Origin of the sequence: Mesorhizobium sp. LjNodule214, from assembly GCF_964252735.1 — a bacterium.
Taxonomy (GTDB): domain Bacteria; phylum Pseudomonadota; class Alphaproteobacteria; order Rhizobiales; family Rhizobiaceae; genus Mesorhizobium.
Genome location: NZ_CAXUPE020000001.1, coordinates 500,180 through 521,097 on the forward strand (window position 1 = coordinate 500,180; position 20,918 = coordinate 521,097).

Sequence of the window (20,918 nt, forward strand, 5' to 3'; positions counted from 1 at the left end):
TGCGGCTGGCAACGATCGTGCCATGCTCACTTGATGTTGGCTTTGATCGCCGCGATGGCGTCTTCCTGCGTGTATTCGTGGCTGGCGACGCCACCCTTGACGATCTTCGGCAGCGCCGCCTCGAAATCGTCCTGGGTGAAGGCGAGATACGGCACCAGCAGGTCGTGCGGGATGTCGGTGCGGCCGTCGAGGACCTGCTGCGCCACCCAGAAGGCGAGAGACGAGACACCGGGCGCGATCGACGCCGACCAGGTCTGGTAGCCGTCCTTGTCCTTCTGTTCCTTCCACCACTGCAACTCGTCCTGGCGGTTGCCCATGATGATGGTCGGTCGCGGCTTGCCGGCAGCGGCGAAGGCTTGGGCTGCGCCATAGCCGTCACCACCCTGGTCGACGATGCCGACGATGTCGGGCAGCGACGGCAGGATCGTCGCCACGGCCTTCTGCGCCGTGGTCTGGTCCCAGTCGCCGGTGACCGAACCGACGATCTTGAACTCGGGATGGGCGGCGACGCCTTCGAGGATGCCGGCATGGATGGCATCGTCGATCGACGTGCCGGCCAGGCCACGGATTTCCAGCAAATTGCCGCCCTTGGGCTGGAACTTGGCCATCTGCTCGACTTCCTGCCTGCCCATGTCCTTGAAGTCGACGACGACGCGGTAGGCGCAGGGCTCGGTGACGATGCCGTCGAAGGAGACGACGACGATGCCAGCGTCGCAGGCCTGCTTGATGGCGCCGTTGAGCGCATCGGGCGAGGCGGCATTGATGACGATGGCGTCATAACCCTGCAGGATCAGGTTCTGCACCTGGGCTGCCTGGGTCGGCACTTCCTTGTCGGCCGTGGTGAAGATGTCGGCGGCTGCGACCACCTTGTCCTCGACCGCTTTCTTGGTGACGATGCCGTAGCTGTCGAGCATCGCCTGGCGCCACGAATTGCCGGCATAGTTGTTGGAGAAGGCTATCTTCTTGCCGCTTGTGTCGGCCAGCGCCGTGCCCGAGGCAAGCATCGCCGCCAGAGCGCTCAGGACGAGTAGTTTCTTCATCGCAAAAATCCTCCCAGATGTTGTTGACTGCTGCAATTCCTGCCGGATCGCGTCCGGCACACCTCCATGCCACGATGCCTTGGCACCGCTGCCGCCGGACCTTGGATCGGCGGCCATCCCGAATTGAGCGCCAACGCGCTCAAAACAGCCTCAATCCCGGCACGCGAACCCTTAGCCGGTAAAGCGAAGTCGACGCGGCGATGTAGAGGCTCCTCAGATCCTCGTCGCCGAAAGTGAAGTTGGCGCAGTATTCCGGCGTGCGTATGACACCCAGAAGATCGCCCGACGCATCGAAGACATGAATGCCGCCCGGGCCTGTGCAATAGAGGTTGCCACGGCTGTCGATCTTCATCCCGTCTGGCGATCCGGGCTCGCCGCCCTCGGTCACGGCCCATACGGCGCCGCCATTCAGGTCGCCATTCGCTTCGACGCCGAACACCCTGATATGGCCGCGCTCGGTATCGTTGATGAACAGGCGCGACTCGTCCAGCGAAAAGCACAGCCCGTTCGGCTGCACGAAATCATCGGCAAGCAGCGTCAGAAGGGCGCCGTCGCCATCGATGCGGTAGACGCCCTGGAACGACAGCTCCTGCATCCTCGGCACGCCGTAGAATTCCATGCGTCCAAAGCTCGGATCGGTGAAGTAGATCGCCCCGCCCGTGGCGACGACGACATCGTTCGGGCTGTTGAGCTCTCTGTCACCGTGATGCGTTGCCAGCACGCTCATGCTGCCATTCGGCTCGGCGCGGGTGACGCGGCTTGTCGCATGCTCGCAGGTGACCAGCCGCCCCTGGCGGTCGAGCGTATTGCCATTGGCCTTGTGGCTTGGATCGCGGAACGGCTCGATCTCGCCCGAGACAAGGCGCCGGTACATGCGGCTTTCCGGAATGTCGGAAAACACCAGCCATTTCTCATAGGGATGCCATACCGGCCCTTCGGTGAAGCTGAAGCCGGTCGCGAGCCGCTCCATGGCGGCGTTGCCGACGACATCGCCGAAGCCGGAATGGCGGGCTGCCGCCGACATCGGCATTATTGGCTCTTCGGCTTTCCGACGGCCGTGCCGCCGACGAACCAGTCGCTGGCCGCGACGTCCTCGAACACCACCCAGATCGCTTCCCTGGGCAGTTCCGCAACCTCGCTGATTGCTTCGGTGACGCGGCGCGAGATCTCGTCCTTGCGCTTTTGCGAATGGCCCTCGAGTATTCGTATGTTGACGAACGGCATGAGCGCTTCCCGGTATTTTCTTTGTTGTGGGCCGAGCCTAGTCACGGCGCCAACGGCGCGATACCGCTCAAAGCGCAACGCCGACTGTGCGTTTGCACAGTCGCCGCCATCAAGACGCGGGCACGCGCGGGCGGCGTCCCTGGAAGTAAGGAAACTGACAATGGCACAGCCTCACATCGATCCAATCGTCCGCATAGCGGAATTGGAGATCGACCCAGATCAAATCGATGAGTTCAAGGCCTTGCTTGCCGAAGAGATCGTAACGTCTGTAGAGCGCGAGCCCGACGTGTTGTTCCTTTACGCCGTGTCGGTAAAGGGCACGCCTTCAGCGGTGCGCGTGTTCGAATGTTACGCCGACCCGCTCGCCTACCAAGCCCATCTGACCACCCCGCACTTTCTCAAGTACAAGACGCAGACGGCCGACATGGTAAGGTCGCTTCGGCTGATCGAAACCGAGCCGATTGCTCTTGCGGCAAAGAGCGGTCAACACTCAGGCTGAGCGACTGTCCAGGGGCCATGATCGAGGATCACTGATCCGGCAGCGGAGCCGTCTGCGCCAGCCAGGCGTCGAGCCGGTCCTGCTCGCGGCGCAGCGCGTCGATGTTGATCAGGCCGCGCGCCATGGCAAGATAGATCGCCCGGGTGCGCGAGTTGAAGACGGAGGCCTCGCCTGCGCCCTCCTCCGACGGCACGATGCCGAGCTTGTCGTAGACATGCTTGATGCGGCTCTGCGCGCCGCGGATCGACAGGCCGCGGCGAGCGGCGATGGCCCTGTCGGTGAGGCCGAGCGCGATGTCGATCAGGCTCTCATATTCGCCGTCGGTGATGCCTTCGAAGCGGTCCTGCACGCGGTGCTGGATGCCGCGGATCTCGCGGTCGATGATGCAGTGGCCTTCGCGGAACACACCGCGCAGCGCCGAGCGCATGCCCTCTTCCGTCGCCGATTTCAGCACATAGCCATAGACCGAACCGGGCGGCACGATACGCGCCACGCCCCTGACATAGGCCTCGTCGGCGAAATTCGACCAGAACAGGATGTGGGTGCCGGCGCGGCGGCTCCAGATCGCGCGCGCCACCTCTATTCCCGTAGCCTTGGGCAGCTGCAGGTCGAGCACGACATGCGGCGGCTCGCGCTCGGCCGCCAGGCTGATTGCGTCCGCGCCGTCGCCGGCTTCGATCACCTCGACATCGCCCGGCCATAATTGCTCGACGGTGCGGCGCGCGAAGGTGCGGTGCAGACCGTCATTCTCGGCAATCATCACCAGCATCACACCACCTCCGGCACGGCCTGTTCCCCGGGCATTGCGGCGGGCATGGCCTGGGCCCTGCCCAAGGCGGGCCTGCGGTCGACCTCGATGACCACGCGCGTGCCACCCTTGCGGCTCGCCGCTTCGAAGCTTAGCCGCGCCCCGACAAGGGCTGCCCGCGTATGCATGTGGCCGATGCCGCCCTGGGAGGCCGGATCGACCGCGCCGCAGCCATGGCCGTCGTCGGTGACGACGACCCTGAACACGCTTTCGGTCGATGTCAGAAGCACCTCGATGCGGCCGGGTGCGGCATGGCGCACCGCATTGTTGATCGCTTCCTGGATGATCCGGTAGAGCGCCGTGCGCATCGTTTCCGACAGGCCGTCGGCGCTGCCGTCGCTGCTGTCGGCGATGCGCACCGCGATCGGCGGCTTGGCCCTGGCGACGCTGCGGTTGAGATGCGCCTCGACGGCGTCGCGCAGGCCGAACAGTTCGAGCACGCTCGGCCGCATGTCGTCGACGATGTGGCGCAGTTCGGTCAGGCAGCTTGCGATCTCCTGCTCGAGATCGGCTAGCTGGGCGGTTCGCGCCACGCCCTGGCTGCGAAACGCCGAGACCTGGCGCGCGATGCGGGCAAGGTCGCCAAGCGTCTGGTCGTGCAGGTCCATGGCCATGCGGCGGCGCTCGCGCTCCATGCCTTCGGTGAGCTGCGAGGCGCCGACCCGCAAAAGTTCGGCACGGTTGCGCGCCTCGCTCTCGGCCAGCATGGCGCGCCGCGCCTCCTCGGTCTGGATCAGCGCGAAGATGTAGGGCGCGATCAGATCGGCGCATTGCTGGGCGACCGCGACGTCCGCCAGCGTGTAGCAGCCGACCTCGTGCCGGCTGATGTTGAGGGCACCGATGATGCTGCCGCGCGCCCTGAGCGGCACGATGATGCGGCTGCGCAGCTCGGCGGCGAAGATCGGCTCGTCGAACGCCCCTGCGAAGTGGAAGCGTGGGTCGACAACCGCGTTGTCCGACAACAGGTAGGGCGTCTCGCCCCACAGCACACGCCGGATCGGGCTGCCTTCCACCGGATGCTGCGCCAGTTCGCTCCAGCTGGTGTGAAAGCCGGCTTCGTAGCAGGCGTGCAGGCGTCCGTCCTGCAACAGCACCGCCAGATCGATGTGATCGTGCGGAATGAGCGTTCCGATTTCGATGGCTGTTGCCCGAAACGCCGAGCCGGTATCGATATGGCCGGCCAGCGCCCGCGAAATGGCCACCAACCGGTCGATCAACTGGGGAGATGCGTCCGACATGGTTCCTCCCTGGCATCACTGCAAATCGACCGGGCGCCGCGACGCCATTGCCAGCGCACGGCCGATACCCGGTTTGCCTGCAGTCCTCCCTGCCAGCGAAATAGTGGACACTTGCCGATGCCGCTGTCAACGGCGCCTCCCGTTGCCGCAGGCGATTAACTTCAGGTGCGACGATTGAAAAGGCTTCGGCTCCTGGTTTAGGAACGGCGGCAGGAGACCAATGCATGGCAGCGACGCCGACTGTTGCTCAGGGCGCCCCGGGGATACCGGCGCGCTGGACGTCAAGCGCCAAGAGTGGCGTCGGCACCGCACTTTCAGCGGCCAGCCGTGTCTGGTTCACCATCAGCCACGGCATTTTGAACGAAATCTACTATCCGCGCCTCGACAGCGCCTGCACGCGCGACTTGGGGCTGATCGTCACCGGTCCCGGCGGCACTTTTTCCGAAGAAAAGCGCGGCGCCAGGCATGAGATCGCGCCGTTCGAGGATGGCGTGCCTGGCTACAGCCTGACCAACACCGCCGCCGACGGAAGCTGGCGGATCGAAAAGCGCATCGTTACGGACCCGAAATGCCCTGCTCTACTGCAGGAGATCACCTTCACGCCGCTGAAAGGCTCGGCTGCCGACTACTGCGTCTACGCGCTGCTGGCGCCGCACCTCGTCAATGCCGGCATGGGCAATACCGCCTGGGTTGCCGACCACAAGGGCAAGCCTGTCCTGTTCGCAACCGGGCGCGGCGTCTTTCTGGCGCTCGCCTCGTCGCTGCCCTGGGGCGCCTGCTCGGCCGGCTATGTCGGTTTCTCCAACGGCTGGCAGCAGCTCCGACATGGCGGCGGACTCGACCCCGCCTGCCAAAGGGCCGAAGACGGCAATGTGGCGCTGACCGGCGAGATCGGCTTTTCCGCCGCGGCGACCAAGGCCCTGCTGGCGCTCGGCTTCGGCGCGACGCACGAGGAAGCGGCCGACAACGCTTCCGCCAGCCTGAAGCGAGGCTTCGAGCCGGTGGCGAGGTCTTATACCCAGAACTGGCGCAAATGGCAGGACGGCCTGCTGCCGATGGATCGCCATACGGCGTCCGACCTCAACACCTACCGCGTCAGCACCGCGGTTCTGGCCGCGCACCGGTCGTTCGCCGTGCCGGGCGCGGCGGTAGCCAGCCTGTCGATCCCCTGGGGCTTCAGCAAGGGCGATGACGATCTCGGCGGCTATCACCTGGTCTGGCCGCGCGACCTGGTCGAGACGGCGGGCGGCTTCCTGGCCGCCGGCGACCCCGATGAGGCGCTGCGCATCCTCGCCTATCTCCGTTCGATCCAGCAGCCGGATGGCCATTGGCCGCAGAATGCCTGGCTCGACGGCTCGGCCTATTGGCCGGGCATACAGATGGACGAATGCGCCTTTCCGCTGCTGCTCGCCGACGCGCTGCGTCGCGCCGGCCACCTCCCGGGCGCCGCACTCTCCGCCTTCATGCCGATGATCGAGCTGGCCGCGTCCTATGTCGTGCGTAACGGCCCGGTCACCGGCGAAGACCGCTGGGAGGAAGATGCGGGCTACAGCCCGTTCACGCTTGCCGTCGAGATTGTCGCTTTGCTCGCGGCGGCGGACATGTTCGATATCTCGGGAAAAACAGAGCCGGCAAAATATCTGCGCGAGACCGCCGATTGCTGGAACGACCAGATCGAGCGCTGGACCTATGTCACCGGCACGGCGCTGTGCACCGATGCCGGCGTCAAAGGCTATTATGTCCGCATCGCACCGCCGGACGCTTCAGGCGCCGCATCGGCGAAAGACGGTTTTGTCCCGATCAAGAACCGGCCGCCCGGCGATTCGAACCGTCCGGCCGAAGCGATCGTCAGTCCCGATGCGCTGGCGTTGGTGCGCTTCGGCCTGAGAGCGGCGGACGATCCGTGCATTCTCGACACGCTGAAGGTGATCGACGCCACGCTGCGCTGCGACCTGCCGCAGGGGCCGGTCTGGTACCGCTATACGGGCGACGGTTATGGCGAGCACGACGACGGCGCGCCTTTCGATGGGACCGGACGCGGCCGGCCCTGGCCATTGCTGGTCGGCGAGCGCGCCCACTACGAACTCGCCGCCGGGCGCAACGACGAGGCGGCGCGCCTGCTCGAAACCTTCGAAGCTTCGGCCGGAGCGGGCGGCCTGCTGCCCGAGCAGGTCTGGGACGGCTCCGACATGCCCGAACGCGAATTGCGGCGCGGCGCGCCATCAGGCAGCGCCATGCCGCTGGTCTGGGCGCATTCCGAGCACATCAAGCTGCTGCGTTCGCTCCGCGACGGCGCCGTCTTCGACATGCCGCCGCAAGGCGTCAAGCGCTACATCGAGGACAAGACCGTCTCGCCGCTCAGGATATGGCGCTTCAACAACAAGATCCGGACCATCCCTGCCGGCAAGGCGCTGCGCGTGGAACTCTCGGCGCGCGGCGTGGTGCACTGGACGACAGACAAATGGCTGACCATCCACGACAGCAAAACCGCCGAGAATACCTTCGGCGTCCATCTGATGACCTGCCGGTTGATGACGTTCCACCGGGTCGTACAATCGTCTTCACTTTTTTCTGGCCCGACACCGGTCGTTGGGAGAATGTCGACTTCTCCGTCGGCATTGATGAGCCGGATAGAGCATGATCCCGAAAAGTGGGAACCGGTTTTCGGAAAAGATCATGCTCAACCAGCAGGCCACTAGACCTTCGATTCCTCAAACGTTCAGGACGAGACCATGCAGATCGGAATGATGGGACTGGGCAGGATGGGCGCCAACATGGTGCGCCGCCTCATGCGCGACGGCCACCAATGCGTCGTCTACGACATCAACGCGGCCAGCGTCGCCGCTTTGGTCAAGGACGGCGCCGTTGGCGCCGCGTCGATGGAGGAGTTCGTCGGTAAGCTCGCCAAGCCGCGCAGCGCCTGGCTGATGCTGCCGGCGGCGATCACCGGCAAGATCGCCGACCAGGTGGCTGCTTTTATGGAACCCGGCGACATCATCATCGACGGCGGCAATTCCTACTACCACGACGCCGTCGACCAGGCGGCCGAGCTTGCGGCCAAGGGCATCAGCTATGTCGATGTCGGCACCAGCGGCGGCGTCTGGGGGCTGGAGCGCGGCTACTGCCTGATGATCGGCGGCCCGGACGAGGCGGTGCGCCATCTCGATCCGATCTTCGCGACGCTGGCACCGGGCGCCGATGCCGGCGCCACCCCGGCCAAGGACAGCAGCACCGCCCCCTTCGGCTACCTCCATTGCGGGCCTAGCGGCGCCGGCCATTTCGTCAAGATGGTCCATAACGGCATCGAATACGGCGTCATGGCCGCCTATGCCGAAGGCATGAACATCCTGAAATCGGCCAATGCCGGCAAAAGGCAGCGTTCGGCCGACGCTGAGACCAGTCCGCTGGAGAACCCGCAATATTACCAGTTCGATATCGATCTAGCCCAAGTCGCCGAAGTCTGGCGCCACGGCAGCGTCATCGGCTCCTGGCTGCTCGACCTGACGGCCGGTGCCTTGAAAACCGATTCGGCGCTGACCCAGTTCGGCGGCCGGGTTTCAGATTCGGGAGAAGGACGCTGGACGCTGAAGGCGGCCATCGACACCGGTGTGCCGGCGCCGGTCCTGTCCTCGGCCCTGTTCGACCGCTTCTCCTCGCAAGGCGAATCCGAATTCGCAGACAAACTGCTGTCCGCCATGCGCTATGCCTTCGGCGGCCATGTCGAGAAGCCGAAGACCGGCGCCTGAGGGGAAACAAGATGAGCCAGGAACGGTCCGATACGCTGGTGCTCTTCGGGGCGACCGGCGACCTCGCCCACAAGAAGATTTTTCCCGCCCTCTACCAGATGGTCGCCAAGGGGACGCTCACCGAGCCGGTGATCGGCGTCGCCTTCGACCCCTGGGACATCGGCAAATTGCAGGCGCGTGCCCACGACGGCATCGTCAATGCACTGGGCAGCGTCGACGAGAAGGTCTTCGCCAAGCTCGCTTCGCAATTGCGCTATGTCAGCGGCGATTATCGCGATGGGGCGACCTTCGAGAAGCTGAAGGCAGCACTCGGCTCGGCGCAGCGTCCGCTGCACTACATGGCGGTGCCGCCGACCATGTTCGAAACCGTGGTCCAGGGGCTGGAACAATCAGGCACCGCGCATGGCGCGCGGCTGATGGTGGAAAAGCCCTTCGGCCATGATCTGCAATCGGCGCGCTGGCTGAACCGGGTGCTGCACCTGGTGTTCGACGAACAGTCGATCTTCCGCATCGACCACTATCTCGGCAAGGAGGCGATCCAGAACCTGCTCTATTTCCGCTTCGCCAATTCCTTCCTCGAACCGATCTGGAACCGCAACTTCGTCGAGAGCGTGCAGATCACCATGGCCGAGGATTTCGGCATCGAAGGGCGCGGCCGCTTCTACGACGACGTCGGCTGCATCCGCGACGTCATCGAGAACCATCTGCTCAACATCCTGTTGCTGCTGGCCATGGAGCCGCCGGTCGGCCACTCCGCCGACGATCTGATCGACGAGAAGGTGCAGGTGCTGCGGGCAATCCGCACGCTGACCAAGGACGACGTCGTGCGCGGCCAGTTCACCGGCTATCTCGCCGAGCCCGGCGTGGCGCCCAACTCGCCGGTCGAGACCTTCGCCGCGGTGCGCTTCTTCGTCGACACCTGGCGCTGGCAGGATGTGCCCTTCTTCATCCGTGCCGGCAAGAACATGCCGGTGCACGCCACCGAGGTGATCGTGCGGCTGAAACGGCCGCCGCTCGACGTCTTCGATCCGATCAAGCCGGGCGATGCCAACCACGTGCGCTTCCGCATCAATCCGCTGGTGGCGATCTCGATCGGCGCGCAACGCAAACAGGCCGGCGACGACATGGTCGGCGAGCAGGTCGAACTCACCGCCCTCGACGACAGCAAGGACGACATGCCGCCCTACGAGCGGCTTATCGGCGATGCCATGAACGGCAATCGCCAGCTGTTCACCCGCCAGGACGCCAGCGAGCTTGCCTGGCGCATTGTCGGCCCGGTGCTTGGCGACACCACGCCGCCGCATGTCTACGAGCCGAAAACCTGGGGACCGGCCGAGGCCATGAACGGTTTCGGTCCGCCGAACGGCTGGATCAATCCGTCGAAATAATTTCCGAGAGTCAAAGCGATGGCCAAGACGGCAAAGCCGGCTACACCAAACAGCGAACAGATCGTGCTCTCGATCGACATCGGCGGTTCGCACGTCAAGATCCTGACCAGCGCCGGCGGCGAGGAGCGCCGCGCCGATTCCGGACCTGGCCTTACGCCGCAGCAGATGATGGCGGCGGTGAAGACGCTGGCCGAGGGCCTGCCCTATGACGTCGTCGCGATGGGCTATCCCGGACCGGTGACCCATAACCGGCCGATGATCGACCCCGCCAATCTCGGCAAGGGCTGGGCCGGCTATGATTTTGCCGCCGCCTTCGGCAAGCCGGTGAAAGTCGTCAACGACGCGCTGATGCAGGCCATTGGCAGCTATGAGGGCGGCCGCATGCTGTTTCTCGGCTTGGGAACGGGCCTCGGTGCAGAGATGATCGTCGACAACGTCGCCCAACCGATGGAACTGGCGCACCTTCCCTACAAGAAGGGCGGCAGCTTCGAGGACTATGTCGGCGAGCGCGGTCTTGAAAAACGCGGCAAGAAGAAATGGCGCAGATACGTCTTCGATGTTGTCGACCGGCTTCGCGCCGCCTTGCAGCCGGACTACGTGGTCATCGGCGGCGGCAATGTCGACAAGCTTGACGAATTGCCTGCCGATTCGCGGCGTGGCGACAATACGCGCGCTTTCGAGGGCGGATTTCGACTGTGGCGCGACAGGGCGCTGATCGTCTGATAGTATTACGATTCAGTATAGTTGTTCAAAATTACGTGTGATGCGGCACGAAGTCATTGCGTCGGGCAGATTTGCCGACTAGGAGTGCCACCACCCCCCACCGACGGAGAGATAAATTGGCCGACGACAGCAATAACGCTCGCAAAGACATCGACCTGCTCGAGCTCACCGCCCACATTGTATCCGCCTACGTCGAGAAGAACCGCCTGCCCGCTTCCGGCCTCAGCGACCTCATCGCCAGCGTCAGCGCCTCGATCAGCGGCCTCGGCCAACCGGCCATCCCCGAGGCAGCGCCGCTGGTACCCGCGGTCAACCCCAGAAGGTCGGTGACGCCGGACTACATCATCTGCCTCGAGGACGGCAAGAAGTTCAAATCGCTGAAGCGCCATCTCGGCGTTCATTTCGGCCTAAGCCCGGAAGCCTATCGCACCAAATGGGGCCTGCCGTCCGACTATCCGATGGTCGCTCCCAACTATGCGGCCTCGCGCTCCGAGCTGGCGAAGTCGATCGGCCTTGGCCGCAAGGCCGCCGCGCCGGCGCCAGCCAAGGCAAAGGGCAGGAAAGCCAAAGCCGCGGCTTGAGCAACCGATGCCCGGCGCGGTCGGCGCTGAGCCAACGGTTTGAGCGACTGGAACCGAAGCCTGCCGGCGAATCCGCCTTGGCAGGCTTCATGCTTTTATGGCTTGGATACACCAAACAGGCTGTTTGGGGTGAAGCCATGAACTATGCCAGGATGGTGATCGAGAAAGAGGCGCCGGAGGAGTACGGCTACGACCGTATCCGCTACAATCTTTCCGAGAGCTCGATCGCCGACCAGAGGCTCTCCGATATCGGCCTGTCGCTGCCCGACCTGACGCTGTTCTATGGCGAGCATCGCGGCGACAAGGAATTGCGGGCGCTGATCGCGGCGCAGGATGAGGGGATCTCGCCCGACGACGTGCTGGTCACCGCGGGTGCCGCCGGCGCGCTGTTCATCATCTCGACCTCGCTGCTGTCGGAGCGCGACCACCTCGTCGTCATCAGGCCCAACTACGCCACCAACATCGAGACGCCCAAGGCGATCGGCTGCGCCATCTCCTATGTCGATCTCGATTTCGACGCAGGCTTCGCCATCGACGTCGCGCGTGTCGCAGCCAGCATGCGGCCGAACACGAGGCTGATCAGCGTCACCTGCCCGCACAACCCGACCGGCACGATGATGACGCGATCCGATCTCGACGCGCTGGTGGCGCTCGCCGAGCGCAGCAGCTGCCATCTGCTGGTCGACGAAACCTATCGCGACCTCTCCTATGGAACGCGCCTGCCATCAGCGGCATCGCTGAGTACGCGGGCGATCAGCGTCTCCTCGCTGTCAAAAGCCTTCGGCATTCCCGGCATCCGCATCGGCTGGCTCGTCACCCGCGACGCTGAACTCCAGGAAAAATTCCTCGCCGCCAAGGAGCAGATCGGCATTTGCGGCAGCGTCATCGACGAGGGCATCGCGCGCGGCATGCTCGAACGACGCGAGGCCTTCCTGGCGGCTTTGCTGCCCGATATGGCTAGGCGCCGCGACATCGTCCAGGCCTGGATCGACCGCGAACCATTGGTTGACTGGGTGCGGCCGGAAGGCGGCGTTGTCGGCTTCCCCAGGCTGAACGTCGATGCCGGTTTCGACCTCGACCGGTTCTACACCGATCTGCTCGAACGCCACGGCACCTATGTCGGCCCCGGCCACTGGTTCGACATGCCGAAGCGCTTCTTCCGCATCGGCTTCGGCTGGCCGAAAGAGGCCGACTTGCGCGGCGGGCTCGACGCCATCTCCGCCGCGCTGCGGGAATGAGCGCAGCCGCTGCGTTCATTCCGCAGGCACTCTGCTCTGAACTTCAGCCCGGAAACTCCCGATTCACCGCTGCGCCAGATGGATTCCTGCTAGCATGCAACGGACTGATCCGCCCGCGAGCTCTATGGTCGGAATGTCGAGGCTGACCGGGGTAATGCAGCGCTCTATGGCGGCGATCTGGTCAGGTCGCAGCGACCGCATCGCCCGTGATGAGATCGCCAGCAGGCGGCCATCGCGCCCCTGGAGTTCAAGGGCGTTGCCCGCGAACGCCTCGACCTGCTCAGCTGTCAGATCGACGACCGTGCGCCCTCCGGCCTCGAGCCGTTCGCGGACTTCGGCCCGCCGGCGATCCGACATGATGCTGGCAAGACCGATGAGGCACAGTTCTGTGCCGACGCACATCATGACGTTGGTGTGGTAGATGGGCCGGCCGGATCGGTCGAAGGCGTCGAACAGCATCGGTTCGAAGTTGAAATGAGTGCAGAAGCGTTCCAGCGCCGCCTCATTGGTGCGGTTCGACCGAGCTGCATAGGCGACGCGCTCAAGATGGTCGAGGACCATGGCGCCGGTGCCTTCGAGGAAGATGCCATCGGGCTCCAGCCCGGAATAGTCGATGACGTCCTGGACGCGGTAGTGTCGCTTAAGGAACTCGATGATGTCCCACCGCCGTTCCGCCTGCCGGCTGGGCGAAAACATCGGATAGACCGCGATATGGCCGCCGGTGTGGGTAGAGAACCAGTTGTTCGGAAAGACCGAATCCGGACGCCCGTCGGTCTCGTCTTCGAAAAGATGGACGGTGACGCCGACCGCCTCGAGGCGCGCCACCATGCGTGTCGATTCCTGGTAGGCCTCGGCGCTGATGGAGGCAGTTGTCCGGGTTCCGTCGCGGTTCTGGAATGCGTTGTCGGCGGCGGTCGCCTCATTGGGGGTGAAGTGATGCGGGCGGATCATGACGACGCCGCGCGGCGCCTGTGCGGAAATGGATCGCATGGTCATTCCGCCGCGCAAGCCGAGACCGGGCCGCTGGAGGCGGGCGCCGATAGCAGGCCGAACAGGTTTTGCGGATCGGCGGGCTGCGCCAGAAGGTCGATGTCGATGAAGAAATCGGTGTCCTGCACCTTGTCCACGAGGAAGCGGAGCGCGGAAAAATCTTCGATCGCGAAACCGACCGAATCGAAGATCGTGACCTGCCGGTCACTCCATCGGCCGGACACGTGGCCCGCGATGACCCGCCACAGTTCGGTGACCGGATAGTCGGACGGCATCTGCTGGATTTCGCCCTCGATGCGGGTCTGTTTCGGAAATTCGACAAAGGTATCCGCACGCAGCAGGATATCGCGCTGCAGTTCGGTCTTGCCGGCGCAGTCACCTCCGACGGCGTTGATGTGGATGCCGGCGCCAATCATGTTGTCGGAGAGGATCGTCGCATAAAGCTTGTCCGCCGTGATGGTGCTGATGATGTCGGCGCCAAGCACCGCTTCTTCGGTGGAGGATGCGGCGACGACTTCGAAGCCATGGCCGGCAATGTTGGCGCGGAACTTTTCCGTCGCGGCTGGATCGATGTCGAAGACGCGCAGTGCACGTATGCCCAGCAGCGCCTTGAACGCCAGCGCCTGGAATTCCGACTGCGCGCCAAGTCCGATGACGGCCATCGTCGCGGCGTCGCGGCGCGCCAGGTGTTTGGCCGCCAGCGCTGAAGTGGCGGCGGTGCGCAAGGCGGTGGTTATGGTCATTTCGGACAGGAACCGCGGATAGCCCGTCACCACGTCCGACATCATGCCGAAGGCGGTCACCGTCTGCAGTCCGCTCTGCGTGTTTCCGGGATGGCCGTTGACATACTTGAACCCGTACAGATCGCCATCGCTGACAGGCATCAGTTCGATCACGCCATCAGCGGAGTGGCTGGCCAGGCGCGCAGATTTCTCGAAGCTGTCCCAGCGGCGGAAATCGGCCTCGATATAGTTCGCCAAACCGGCGATGAAGGGTTCCACCCCGATCGAATCGACCAGCCGTATCAGATTTGCCGTGCCGACATATTGCACCATCCATGCGCTCCGCCTCGAGTGGGACTTTCTGACGAGGCGAGAGCTTAGGGGTAGCAGAATTTACAAGAAACCTGCAAAGTGTTCAAAACTGACGCTAGAATCGGGCGATCTGATCACTACGAGCTTGCAACATTGCCATGCATATCTTCGACGAAATCGATCGCCGGCTGATCTCGGTCCTCAGGGAGGACGGCCGCGCGCCCATTTCCAAGCTTGCGGATGTGCTCGCTGTTTCGCGCGGAACGGTGCAGGCGCGGCTGGACAAGTTGCTGTCGTCGGGCGCAGTGCTCGGCTTTACCGTCCGGGTGCGCCAGGACATAGACGATCGCGCCATCCGCGCCATCATGATGATCGAAGTCGCCGGAAAATCCACCACAACGATCATTAAACGGCTGCGCGGCATACCGGAACTGTATTCGCTGCATACGACCAACGGGACCTGGGATCTTATCGCCGAGATCCATGCGGCGAGCCTTTCGGACTTCGACCGTGTGCTGCGCGAAGTCAGGGCAATCGATGGCATCCTCAACAGCGAAACCAGCCTGATGCTGAGCAGCGTTTGAGCCTTTCGCCAAAGCTTGCAGTCGGCAGAAGATCCTTGGTCCAGTGCCAATTTTAGCGCACACGCTGCGACGAACTGAGCTAGAGTCTCCTTGGCCGGAACAGCGCCCACCGTGGAAGTGCCCCGCCGGCCAATGTCATTGCAACGGGGCCTTACCTCCATGACTGCAGAACAGATATCACCGGACCAGCGCTATGCCGCCTTCCGGCACAAAGCCTTCCTGAGCTACTGGACGGCGCGCTTCCTCGGCACATTCGCGACCATGATCGTCTCCGTCGCTGTCGGCTGGCAGATCTACGACCTGACGCGCGATCCCTTCGATCTTGGCATTGTCGGCATCGTCCAGTTCCTGCCGTCGTTGCTCCTGGTGCTGGTCACCGGCGTCGTCGCCGATCGCTTCGGCCGCCGCCTGATCATGGGACTGTCGACATTGATCGAGGCAGGCTGCGCACTCGTTCTCCTGGTCTTGACGTTGCACGGTCTCGCCAGTCCGCTGCCGATCTTCGCCGTGCTCGCGCTGTTCGGCGTTGTGCGCGCCTTCTTCGGTCCGGCTTCGTCCTCGCTGTTCGCCAATCTGGTGCCACCGGAGGATTTCGGCAATGCGATTGCCTGGAACTCGTCCGCCTGGCAGACGGCGACCATCGTCGGCCCGGTCGCCGGCGGCCTGCTCTATGGCCTCTCGGCGGAAGCTGCCTACGCCACCGCCGCCATCCTGATGGCGGTGGCCGCCCTGCTGATCTTCACCATTCCGAAGCCGGCCCAGCAGAGCGCCACCGACAAGCCGACGATGCAGACGCTGTTTGCCGGCTTCCGCTACATCTGGGGCGAGAAGATCGTGCTCGACGCCATCTCGCTCGATCTGTTTGCCGTGCTTCTTTCGGGCGCCTCGGCATTGCTGCCGGTCTATGCGCGCGACATCCTCGAGCTCGGCCCATGGGGCCTCGGCCTGCTGCGCTCGGCGCCCAGCGTCGGCGCAATCGTGGTGGCGATCTGGCTGGTCGGCCATCCGATCCGCAACCATGCGGGAATGATCATGCTGGGTTCCGCAGCGGCGTTCGGCGCTTTTACCGTGCTGTTCGGTCTGTCGACCATCACCTGGCTGTCGATCCTCGCCCTCGTCTTCCTTGGCGCGACCGACATGTTCAGCGTCTATATCAGGGAGACCTTGATCCAGCTGTGGACGCCAGACCAAGTGCGTGGCCGCGTCAACGCCGTCAACCAGGTCTTTGTCGGCGCCTCGAACGAGCTCGGCGAATTCCGCGCCGGCACCATGGCAGCGCTGATCGGCACTTTGCCTGCGGTGGTGATCGGCGGCGTCGGCGCGGTGGCCGTCGTCGGGTTGTGGACCTATCTGTTTCCGGCGCTAAGGAAGGTCCGCCACCTGAACGGACGGAACTGAAATCTACCGAACAGCCGGCCTGCCGAAAATCAGCTGCAAAAATTCGCCGAGCCAGCGCTTGAGATGCATGTCCCAGATCAGCCGGCCGCCGAGATGGTCGCGGCCGGGCTGCGCGCCGGGAAGTTCGAAGCGATGCGCACCGCGCACCACCCAGCGCTGCATCATCACACGGGTCAATTCGCCGTGGAACTGGATGCCCCAGGCATTGTCGCCATAGCGGAAGGCCTGGTTGGGGTAGGTCTCGGAGGTCGCCAGCAGCGTCGCATCCCTGGGCAGCGAAAACCCCTCGCGGTGAAACTGGTAAACCATCTCCGGCCAGTGCATCAGCTTCTTGCCGGCTTCGGTCGCTTTCAGCGGATACCAGCCGATCTCGACCAGCCCTTCGCCATGACCCTCGACCTTGCCGCCGAGATGGTTGACCAGCATCTGCGCGCCGAGGCAGATGCCGAGGAACGGCCGGTTCTCCTTCAGCGGGACGTTGAGCCAGTTGGTCTCGCGGCGGACGAACTCGTCCTCGTCATTGGCGCTCATCGGCCCGCCGAACACCACGGCTCCGGCATGGCCGTCCAGCGTACCGGGCAACTCGTCGCCGAGCGGCGGCCGGCGGATGTCGAGATCGAACCCTTCCTCCAGCAGCATGTGGCCGACGCGGCCGGGGCTCGAATTCTCCTGATGCAGCACGATCAGGATTCTTGGCTTCGAACTCTGCTTGGGCGGCATCGGCACCCTATTCGTCGCTTGAGGTTCCGCTGGCGCCAGGCGCTTGCGCGGCCGCCTTGCGGCGCGCCTCGACGCGGTCGCGGCGCTCGACGCCGATCAGTTCGGCGACACGCCAGACCGTGTTGTCCTCCAGCTCGTGCAGCTCGCCATCGGCATAGACGATTTCCCACATCAGGCCGATGAAATCCTTGCGCGCCTCGGCGTCGAGATGGCGCTTCAGCACGCTGGTGAAGGCATAGAGGTCGATCGCCTCATTGTCGGCGTGCTCGCCGGCGGCGGCCAGTGCGTCGAGTTCTTCGCCGCTGATCGAATAGCTTTGCGCCAGCACCTGCTTGAACCGCTCCCACTCGATGTCCTGGCGCACGCCGTCGGCACTCATGACATGGTAGAGCAGCGCCGACGCGGCAATGCGCGGATCGTCCGCGTTTGCGCGAACCCCGGTGCCACCCGGCAAATCCTTGAGAAACGACAATACGCGTTCGAACATCACATCATTCCCAAACGGCCAAATCCTGGCCGAGCCTCAAAACAAGCGAAACCGGCGCGGCGCTTTTTCCGCTTCCTCGTCGGGGTCGACGCCGGGATCGTCGGGCAGCCTCGCCAGTTCCTCTGCCGGCTCGACCGCTTCGGAATCGGACGGCACGGCGGCAAAGGCGGCGGCTGTGACCGGCGTGACCTGGTCCTCGCCGATTTCCGCTACGGCCCCGGCCGCTGCTGTCGTCTTGCCGGCGGAGACGGCCGGGTGATCGATCACATCGGCAGGCTTTTCCTTGACCGATACGACTGGCGCCGTAATGGCCGGCACGGCGGTCTCGGGCAAATCCTCGTGGCTGTCGATGAGCTGGCCCAGCCGCTCCATCGGCGCGCGCCACTCGAAGGCGTCGAGCTTGCCGGAGACCGGCGACACCGGCGCCCAGCGTTCCGAGATGACGCCGTCGGCGACCCAGGCCGGATCGCGCGGCGCCCTGACCGCCTTGGACAGCAATTGCCGCACCTTGCCCTGGTCGCCGGTTTCGGCCTCTTCGATATCGGCCAGCAGCAGATAGGCGCCTTCGCGGCGATCCATGCGGATCGCGGCCTCGGCCTCGCGCCGCGCCGTGGCAAAATCCTGCGCGTCGAGCGCGGCGCGCGCCACCGTCAGCGAGGACTCGGCATGGTTCTTCTTCATCTCCTGCAGCTTCTTTGCCCGGCTCAGCCGGTCGAGCACCGCATCGCCCGGCCTGGCATGGGTGTAGATCCCGGCGATCTCCGGATGCGGCTCGGCCCTCCACGCCGTCTCGAGGATTTTTGAACCCTTGCGCACATCGTTCTGCTTGAACAGCAGGCTTGCCGCAGCGACGGCTGCCGGCGCGAAATCGGGAGCGAGCTTGTTGGCCTCGAGCGCGGCGGTCCTCGCTGCATTGGGATCGCTGTCGATCAGCGCTTGCGCCTTGGCGGTGAGCAGCACAGCGCGGCGGCGGTTGGCGGCATCGCGCTCGATCTGTCGGGTGGATTTCTGCGCCTCGACCAGCTTCAGCGCGCCGTCCCAGTCGCCGCGCCCGGTCAATTCTTCCAGCGTCGATTCGGCGGCCCAGGCCAGCTGCGGCGCCATCACCGCGGCGCGGCCGGCATAATGCCTGGCGGCATTGCGGTCGCCGAGGCGCTCGGCCTCCAGATAGAGCCCACGCAGGCCGAGCAGCCGCATTTCCGGATCGTCGAGCATGCTCTCGAATTTTTCGCGCGCGCCTTCATGGTCGCCTTCGAGCAGCGAGGCCTGCGCTTCCAGGAGATGGATCAGCGGCTCCTGGTCGGAGCGGATCAGCTTCGCCGCTTCCTTGGTTTTCTTGCGGGCCAGCGCGCCATCGCCGGCGCCGGCGGCGATCATGCCGGTCGACAGCGCCTGGTAGCCGCGGTCGCGGCGGCGCACGCGGAAATAGCGCGAGATGGTGTAGGGGCTGTTCCACAGCGACTTGATCAGCCACCAGAAGATCATCACCGCGGCGACGACGGCAACGACCGCCACCGCCGCCACCATCAGGCTGACCTGATACTGGTAGCCGTTGAAGGTGACGAGCATCTCGCCGGGTCGATCGGCCAGCCAGGCGAAGCCGAGACCGAGCCCGAAGACGACGGCGAGGAAAAACAGGATGCGGATCATCGGATTTTCCTCACGCCTTCATTGCACCGGCAATCAGCGAATCGATCTGCTTCTCGACCTCCAGGCGCGCCTTCAGTTTGCCGGCAAACTCGGCACCGGCCGTTTTCACCGCTTCGGGCAAGGTCTCGTATTCGGCGAGCGCCTTGGCGTAGTCGCCTTGGTTGACCGCCACCTCCATGCGCGCCACGGTCTCGGGCGCGCCGGCGCCTTCGACGGCGCCGATCGGCCTGACCTTGACCAGCGATTCGGCGCTCGTCATCAGGTTCTGCAGGAAGCTTGCATTCTGGTCGACGGGCGTGGCGGCGGCGACCATGGCATTGGCCGCGGCGTCGATCTCGCCTGCGATCTCGGTTCGGGTCGAAACGCCTTTCTCGGCATAGGCGCGCAAGGTCGCGATCTCCGGCGCATCCGGCGAAATCGCCGCGAAGGTCTCGAGTTCGGCGGCGAATGGCGCGCCACGGTCGAGCGCCGCCTTCAGCGCCGAGGCGGCGATGGCCAAAGCGATCTTCGGCTGCGAAGCCTGCGCCTCGACCTTGCCGGAAAGCTGCGACACCGACTGTTCCAGCGCGGCGAGCCGGCCGTCCTGCGCCGTCGCCGCCTCGCCGGCCGATTTCACCAGCGCCTCGAGCCCGGCGAGCTTTTCGTTGAGCGGGCCGAGATCGACGGGCGCCGTGCTGCTCGCCTTGCCGAGGTCGGCGACCGCCGTCTCGATCTGCTTGACCTTGTCGCCGAGTGCGGCAAGCCCGGCATTGTCGCCGGCGCCGCCTTGCTCGACCGCCGATTTCAGCGCCGCGACATCCGTCTTTACCTGGTCCAGTGCCGACGACAGGCCATCGACCTTGGCCGAGGCATCGCCGTTGCCGCCCGCTTCCTTCAGGCCGGCAATCTCGCTCTTCAGCGCGGCGATTTCGCCATTGACGCCGTCGAGCGACACGCCGCCCGCGCCCGGCCCGGGCGCGCCGAGCAGGCCGGCGAACTGCAGCCCGCCGGCACCGGCCAGCGCGATGACGCCGCCGATGATGCCGGCAGCAATGCCGTTGATGCCGCTGCGCTTCGGCGGTGGCGCCACATACTCGTTTCGGGCCTGGCTCGTCCTCGGCTTCTCTTCGGCCGGCTTGGCGGATGCGTCCTCGAAACTGTAGTCGGAGGTTTTTGGCTGTTCCGGCGCCGCCTTCGCTGTTCCAGGATAGGCGGCTTGCGGTTCCTCGGAACCTTTTAGGGAAGTCTCCGCAGGTTGCTCCGCGCTGGCCTGCGCCGCCGCGTCGGTGTGCTCCCACGGCTCGAGGTCGGTCTGGTCGGCATGGACGGGCTCTTCCGGAGCCTCCGGCTGCGACGCATCGACGGCATCCTCCGCTTTCGCCTCGGCCTCAGCCTTCGCTGCATCCTCGTCGACGATGCGCGACACGGCGCCGGGTTCGAGCTCGATCGTCACCGGCTCGCGGCGGCTTTTCGAATGTCGCATCTTCGGCGTCTTGACCATGCTTGGGCTCCGCAAAATTGGCTTGGGATGGTTCAAAGGGTGTCGAGCTAAGGATGCTCTAGCACATCACCAAGCGGTGAAAAGGGGCGG

Annotated in this window: 19 protein-coding genes and 1 pseudogene; 9 read left to right on the forward strand and 11 right to left on the reverse strand. The window is 64.7% G+C overall.

What is annotated here, in order from left to right; all coding sequences use genetic code 11:
- Window positions 1–26 precede the first annotated feature (26 nt).
- The 3 genes from ACSQ3Z_RS02405 to ACSQ3Z_RS02415 form a co-directional block, all read right to left on the reverse strand.
- The gene (locus tag ACSQ3Z_RS02405) at window positions 27–1,040 is read right to left on the reverse strand and encodes an ABC transporter substrate-binding protein (RefSeq protein ID WP_436169789.1); all 1,014 of its coding nucleotides are present in this window, start codon (window positions 1,038–1,040) and stop codon (window positions 27–29) included.
- A gap of 139 nt (window positions 1,041–1,179) precedes the next feature.
- A complete protein-coding gene (locus tag ACSQ3Z_RS02410; protein ID WP_436169790.1) occupies window positions 1,180–2,070 on the reverse strand; it encodes an SMP-30/gluconolactonase/LRE family protein in 891 nt (296 codons plus the stop codon).
- Window positions 2,070–2,264, reverse strand: a complete 195-nt coding sequence (locus ACSQ3Z_RS02415) for a tautomerase family protein (RefSeq protein ID WP_120014410.1) — start codon at window positions 2,262–2,264, stop codon at window positions 2,070–2,072. The genes ACSQ3Z_RS02410 and ACSQ3Z_RS02415 overlap by 1 nt, the downstream gene beginning before the upstream one ends.
- Before the next feature lie 160 nt (window positions 2,265–2,424).
- Here ACSQ3Z_RS02415 and ACSQ3Z_RS02420 point away from each other — a divergent pair, with 160 nt between their 5' ends.
- Window positions 2,425–2,763: a putative quinol monooxygenase gene (locus tag ACSQ3Z_RS02420; protein WP_436169791.1), complete on the forward strand. Its 339-nt coding sequence runs from the start codon at window positions 2,425–2,427 to the stop codon at window positions 2,761–2,763.
- 28 nt (window positions 2,764–2,791) lie between these two features.
- Here the strand turns inward: ACSQ3Z_RS02420 and ACSQ3Z_RS02425 are convergent, their stop codons facing one another.
- On the reverse strand, window positions 2,792–3,532 hold the full coding sequence (locus ACSQ3Z_RS02425; protein WP_436169792.1) for a response regulator transcription factor: 741 nt from the start codon (window positions 3,530–3,532) through the stop codon (window positions 2,792–2,794).
- Window positions 3,532–4,809, reverse strand: a complete 1,278-nt coding sequence (locus tag ACSQ3Z_RS02430) for a histidine kinase (protein ID WP_436169793.1) — start codon at window positions 4,807–4,809, stop codon at window positions 3,532–3,534. The genes ACSQ3Z_RS02425 and ACSQ3Z_RS02430 overlap by 1 nt, the downstream gene beginning before the upstream one ends.
- 224 nt (window positions 4,810–5,033) lie before the next feature.
- On the opposite strand from ACSQ3Z_RS02430, the pseudogene ACSQ3Z_RS02435 reads away from it, so the two are divergent.
- The 6 genes and pseudogenes from ACSQ3Z_RS02435 (at window position 5,034) to ACSQ3Z_RS02460 (ending at window position 12,485) form a co-directional block, all read left to right on the forward strand.
- Window positions 5,034–7,450: pseudogene (locus ACSQ3Z_RS02435) on the forward strand (glucan 1,4-alpha-glucosidase).
- A 91-nt stretch (window positions 7,451–7,541) separates the two neighbouring features.
- Window positions 7,542–8,555: a phosphogluconate dehydrogenase (NAD(+)-dependent, decarboxylating) gene (gene gnd, locus ACSQ3Z_RS02440; RefSeq protein ID WP_436169794.1), complete on the forward strand. Its 1,014-nt coding sequence runs from the start codon at window positions 7,542–7,544 to the stop codon at window positions 8,553–8,555.
- An 11-nt stretch (window positions 8,556–8,566) separates the two neighbouring features.
- A complete protein-coding gene (gene zwf, locus ACSQ3Z_RS02445; protein WP_436169795.1) occupies window positions 8,567–9,943 on the forward strand; it encodes a glucose-6-phosphate dehydrogenase in 1,377 nt (458 codons plus the stop codon).
- A gap of 18 nt (window positions 9,944–9,961) precedes the next feature.
- Entirely contained in the window at window positions 9,962–10,666 is a 705-nt protein-coding gene (locus tag ACSQ3Z_RS02450; RefSeq protein WP_436169796.1) for an ROK family protein, read from the forward strand.
- A 116-nt stretch (window positions 10,667–10,782) separates the two neighbouring features.
- Complete coding sequence (locus ACSQ3Z_RS02455; RefSeq protein WP_436169797.1) at window positions 10,783–11,247, forward strand: MucR family transcriptional regulator; 465 nt, start codon at window positions 10,783–10,785, stop codon at window positions 11,245–11,247.
- A 137-nt stretch (window positions 11,248–11,384) separates the two neighbouring features.
- Window positions 11,385–12,485: an aminotransferase class I/II-fold pyridoxal phosphate-dependent enzyme gene (locus tag ACSQ3Z_RS02460; protein ID WP_436169798.1), complete on the forward strand. Its 1,101-nt coding sequence runs from the start codon at window positions 11,385–11,387 to the stop codon at window positions 12,483–12,485.
- A gap of 63 nt (window positions 12,486–12,548) precedes the next feature.
- Here ACSQ3Z_RS02460 and ctlX read toward each other — a convergent pair whose 3' ends face one another.
- Complete coding sequence (gene ctlX, locus ACSQ3Z_RS02465; RefSeq protein ID WP_436169799.1) at window positions 12,549–13,475, reverse strand: citrulline utilization hydrolase CtlX; 927 nt, start codon at window positions 13,473–13,475, stop codon at window positions 12,549–12,551.
- Window positions 13,476–13,477: 2 nt separating this feature from the next.
- Window positions 13,478–14,530, reverse strand: a complete 1,053-nt coding sequence (locus ACSQ3Z_RS02470; protein WP_436169800.1) for an ornithine cyclodeaminase — start codon at window positions 14,528–14,530, stop codon at window positions 13,478–13,480.
- A 137-nt stretch (window positions 14,531–14,667) separates the two neighbouring features.
- Here ACSQ3Z_RS02470 and ACSQ3Z_RS02475 point away from each other — a divergent pair, with 137 nt between their 5' ends.
- Both ACSQ3Z_RS02475 and ACSQ3Z_RS02480 read left to right on the forward strand, forming a co-directional pair.
- Window positions 14,668–15,093 carry an Lrp/AsnC family transcriptional regulator gene (locus tag ACSQ3Z_RS02475; RefSeq protein ID WP_436169801.1) on the forward strand — a complete coding sequence of 142 codons (426 nt, stop codon included), beginning with the start codon at window positions 14,668–14,670 and terminating at the stop codon, window positions 15,091–15,093.
- Between the two features lie 159 nt (window positions 15,094–15,252).
- On the forward strand, window positions 15,253–16,491 hold the full coding sequence (locus ACSQ3Z_RS02480) for an MFS transporter (RefSeq protein WP_436169802.1): 1,239 nt from the start codon (window positions 15,253–15,255) through the stop codon (window positions 16,489–16,491).
- A 3-nt stretch (window positions 16,492–16,494) separates the two neighbouring features.
- Here ACSQ3Z_RS02480 and ACSQ3Z_RS02485 read toward each other — a convergent pair whose 3' ends face one another.
- The 4 genes from ACSQ3Z_RS02485 to ACSQ3Z_RS02500 are packed head-to-tail and all read right to left on the reverse strand — an operon-like array spanning window position 16,495 to window position 20,828.
- Window positions 16,495–17,211 carry a glutamine amidotransferase gene (locus tag ACSQ3Z_RS02485; protein WP_436169803.1) on the reverse strand — a complete coding sequence of 239 codons (717 nt, stop codon included), beginning with the start codon at window positions 17,209–17,211 and terminating at the stop codon, window positions 16,495–16,497.
- A 7-nt stretch (window positions 17,212–17,218) separates the two neighbouring features.
- Window positions 17,219–17,698 carry a TerB family tellurite resistance protein gene (locus tag ACSQ3Z_RS02490; RefSeq protein ID WP_436169804.1) on the reverse strand — a complete coding sequence of 160 codons (480 nt, stop codon included), beginning with the start codon at window positions 17,696–17,698 and terminating at the stop codon, window positions 17,219–17,221.
- 36 nt (window positions 17,699–17,734) lie between these two features.
- A complete protein-coding gene (locus ACSQ3Z_RS02495; protein WP_436169805.1) occupies window positions 17,735–19,348 on the reverse strand; it encodes a heme biosynthesis protein HemY in 1,614 nt (537 codons plus the stop codon).
- Between the two features lie 10 nt (window positions 19,349–19,358).
- Window positions 19,359–20,828: a COG4223 family protein gene (locus tag ACSQ3Z_RS02500; protein ID WP_436169806.1), complete on the reverse strand. Its 1,470-nt coding sequence runs from the start codon at window positions 20,826–20,828 to the stop codon at window positions 19,359–19,361.
- Window positions 20,829–20,918 lie beyond the last annotated feature (90 nt).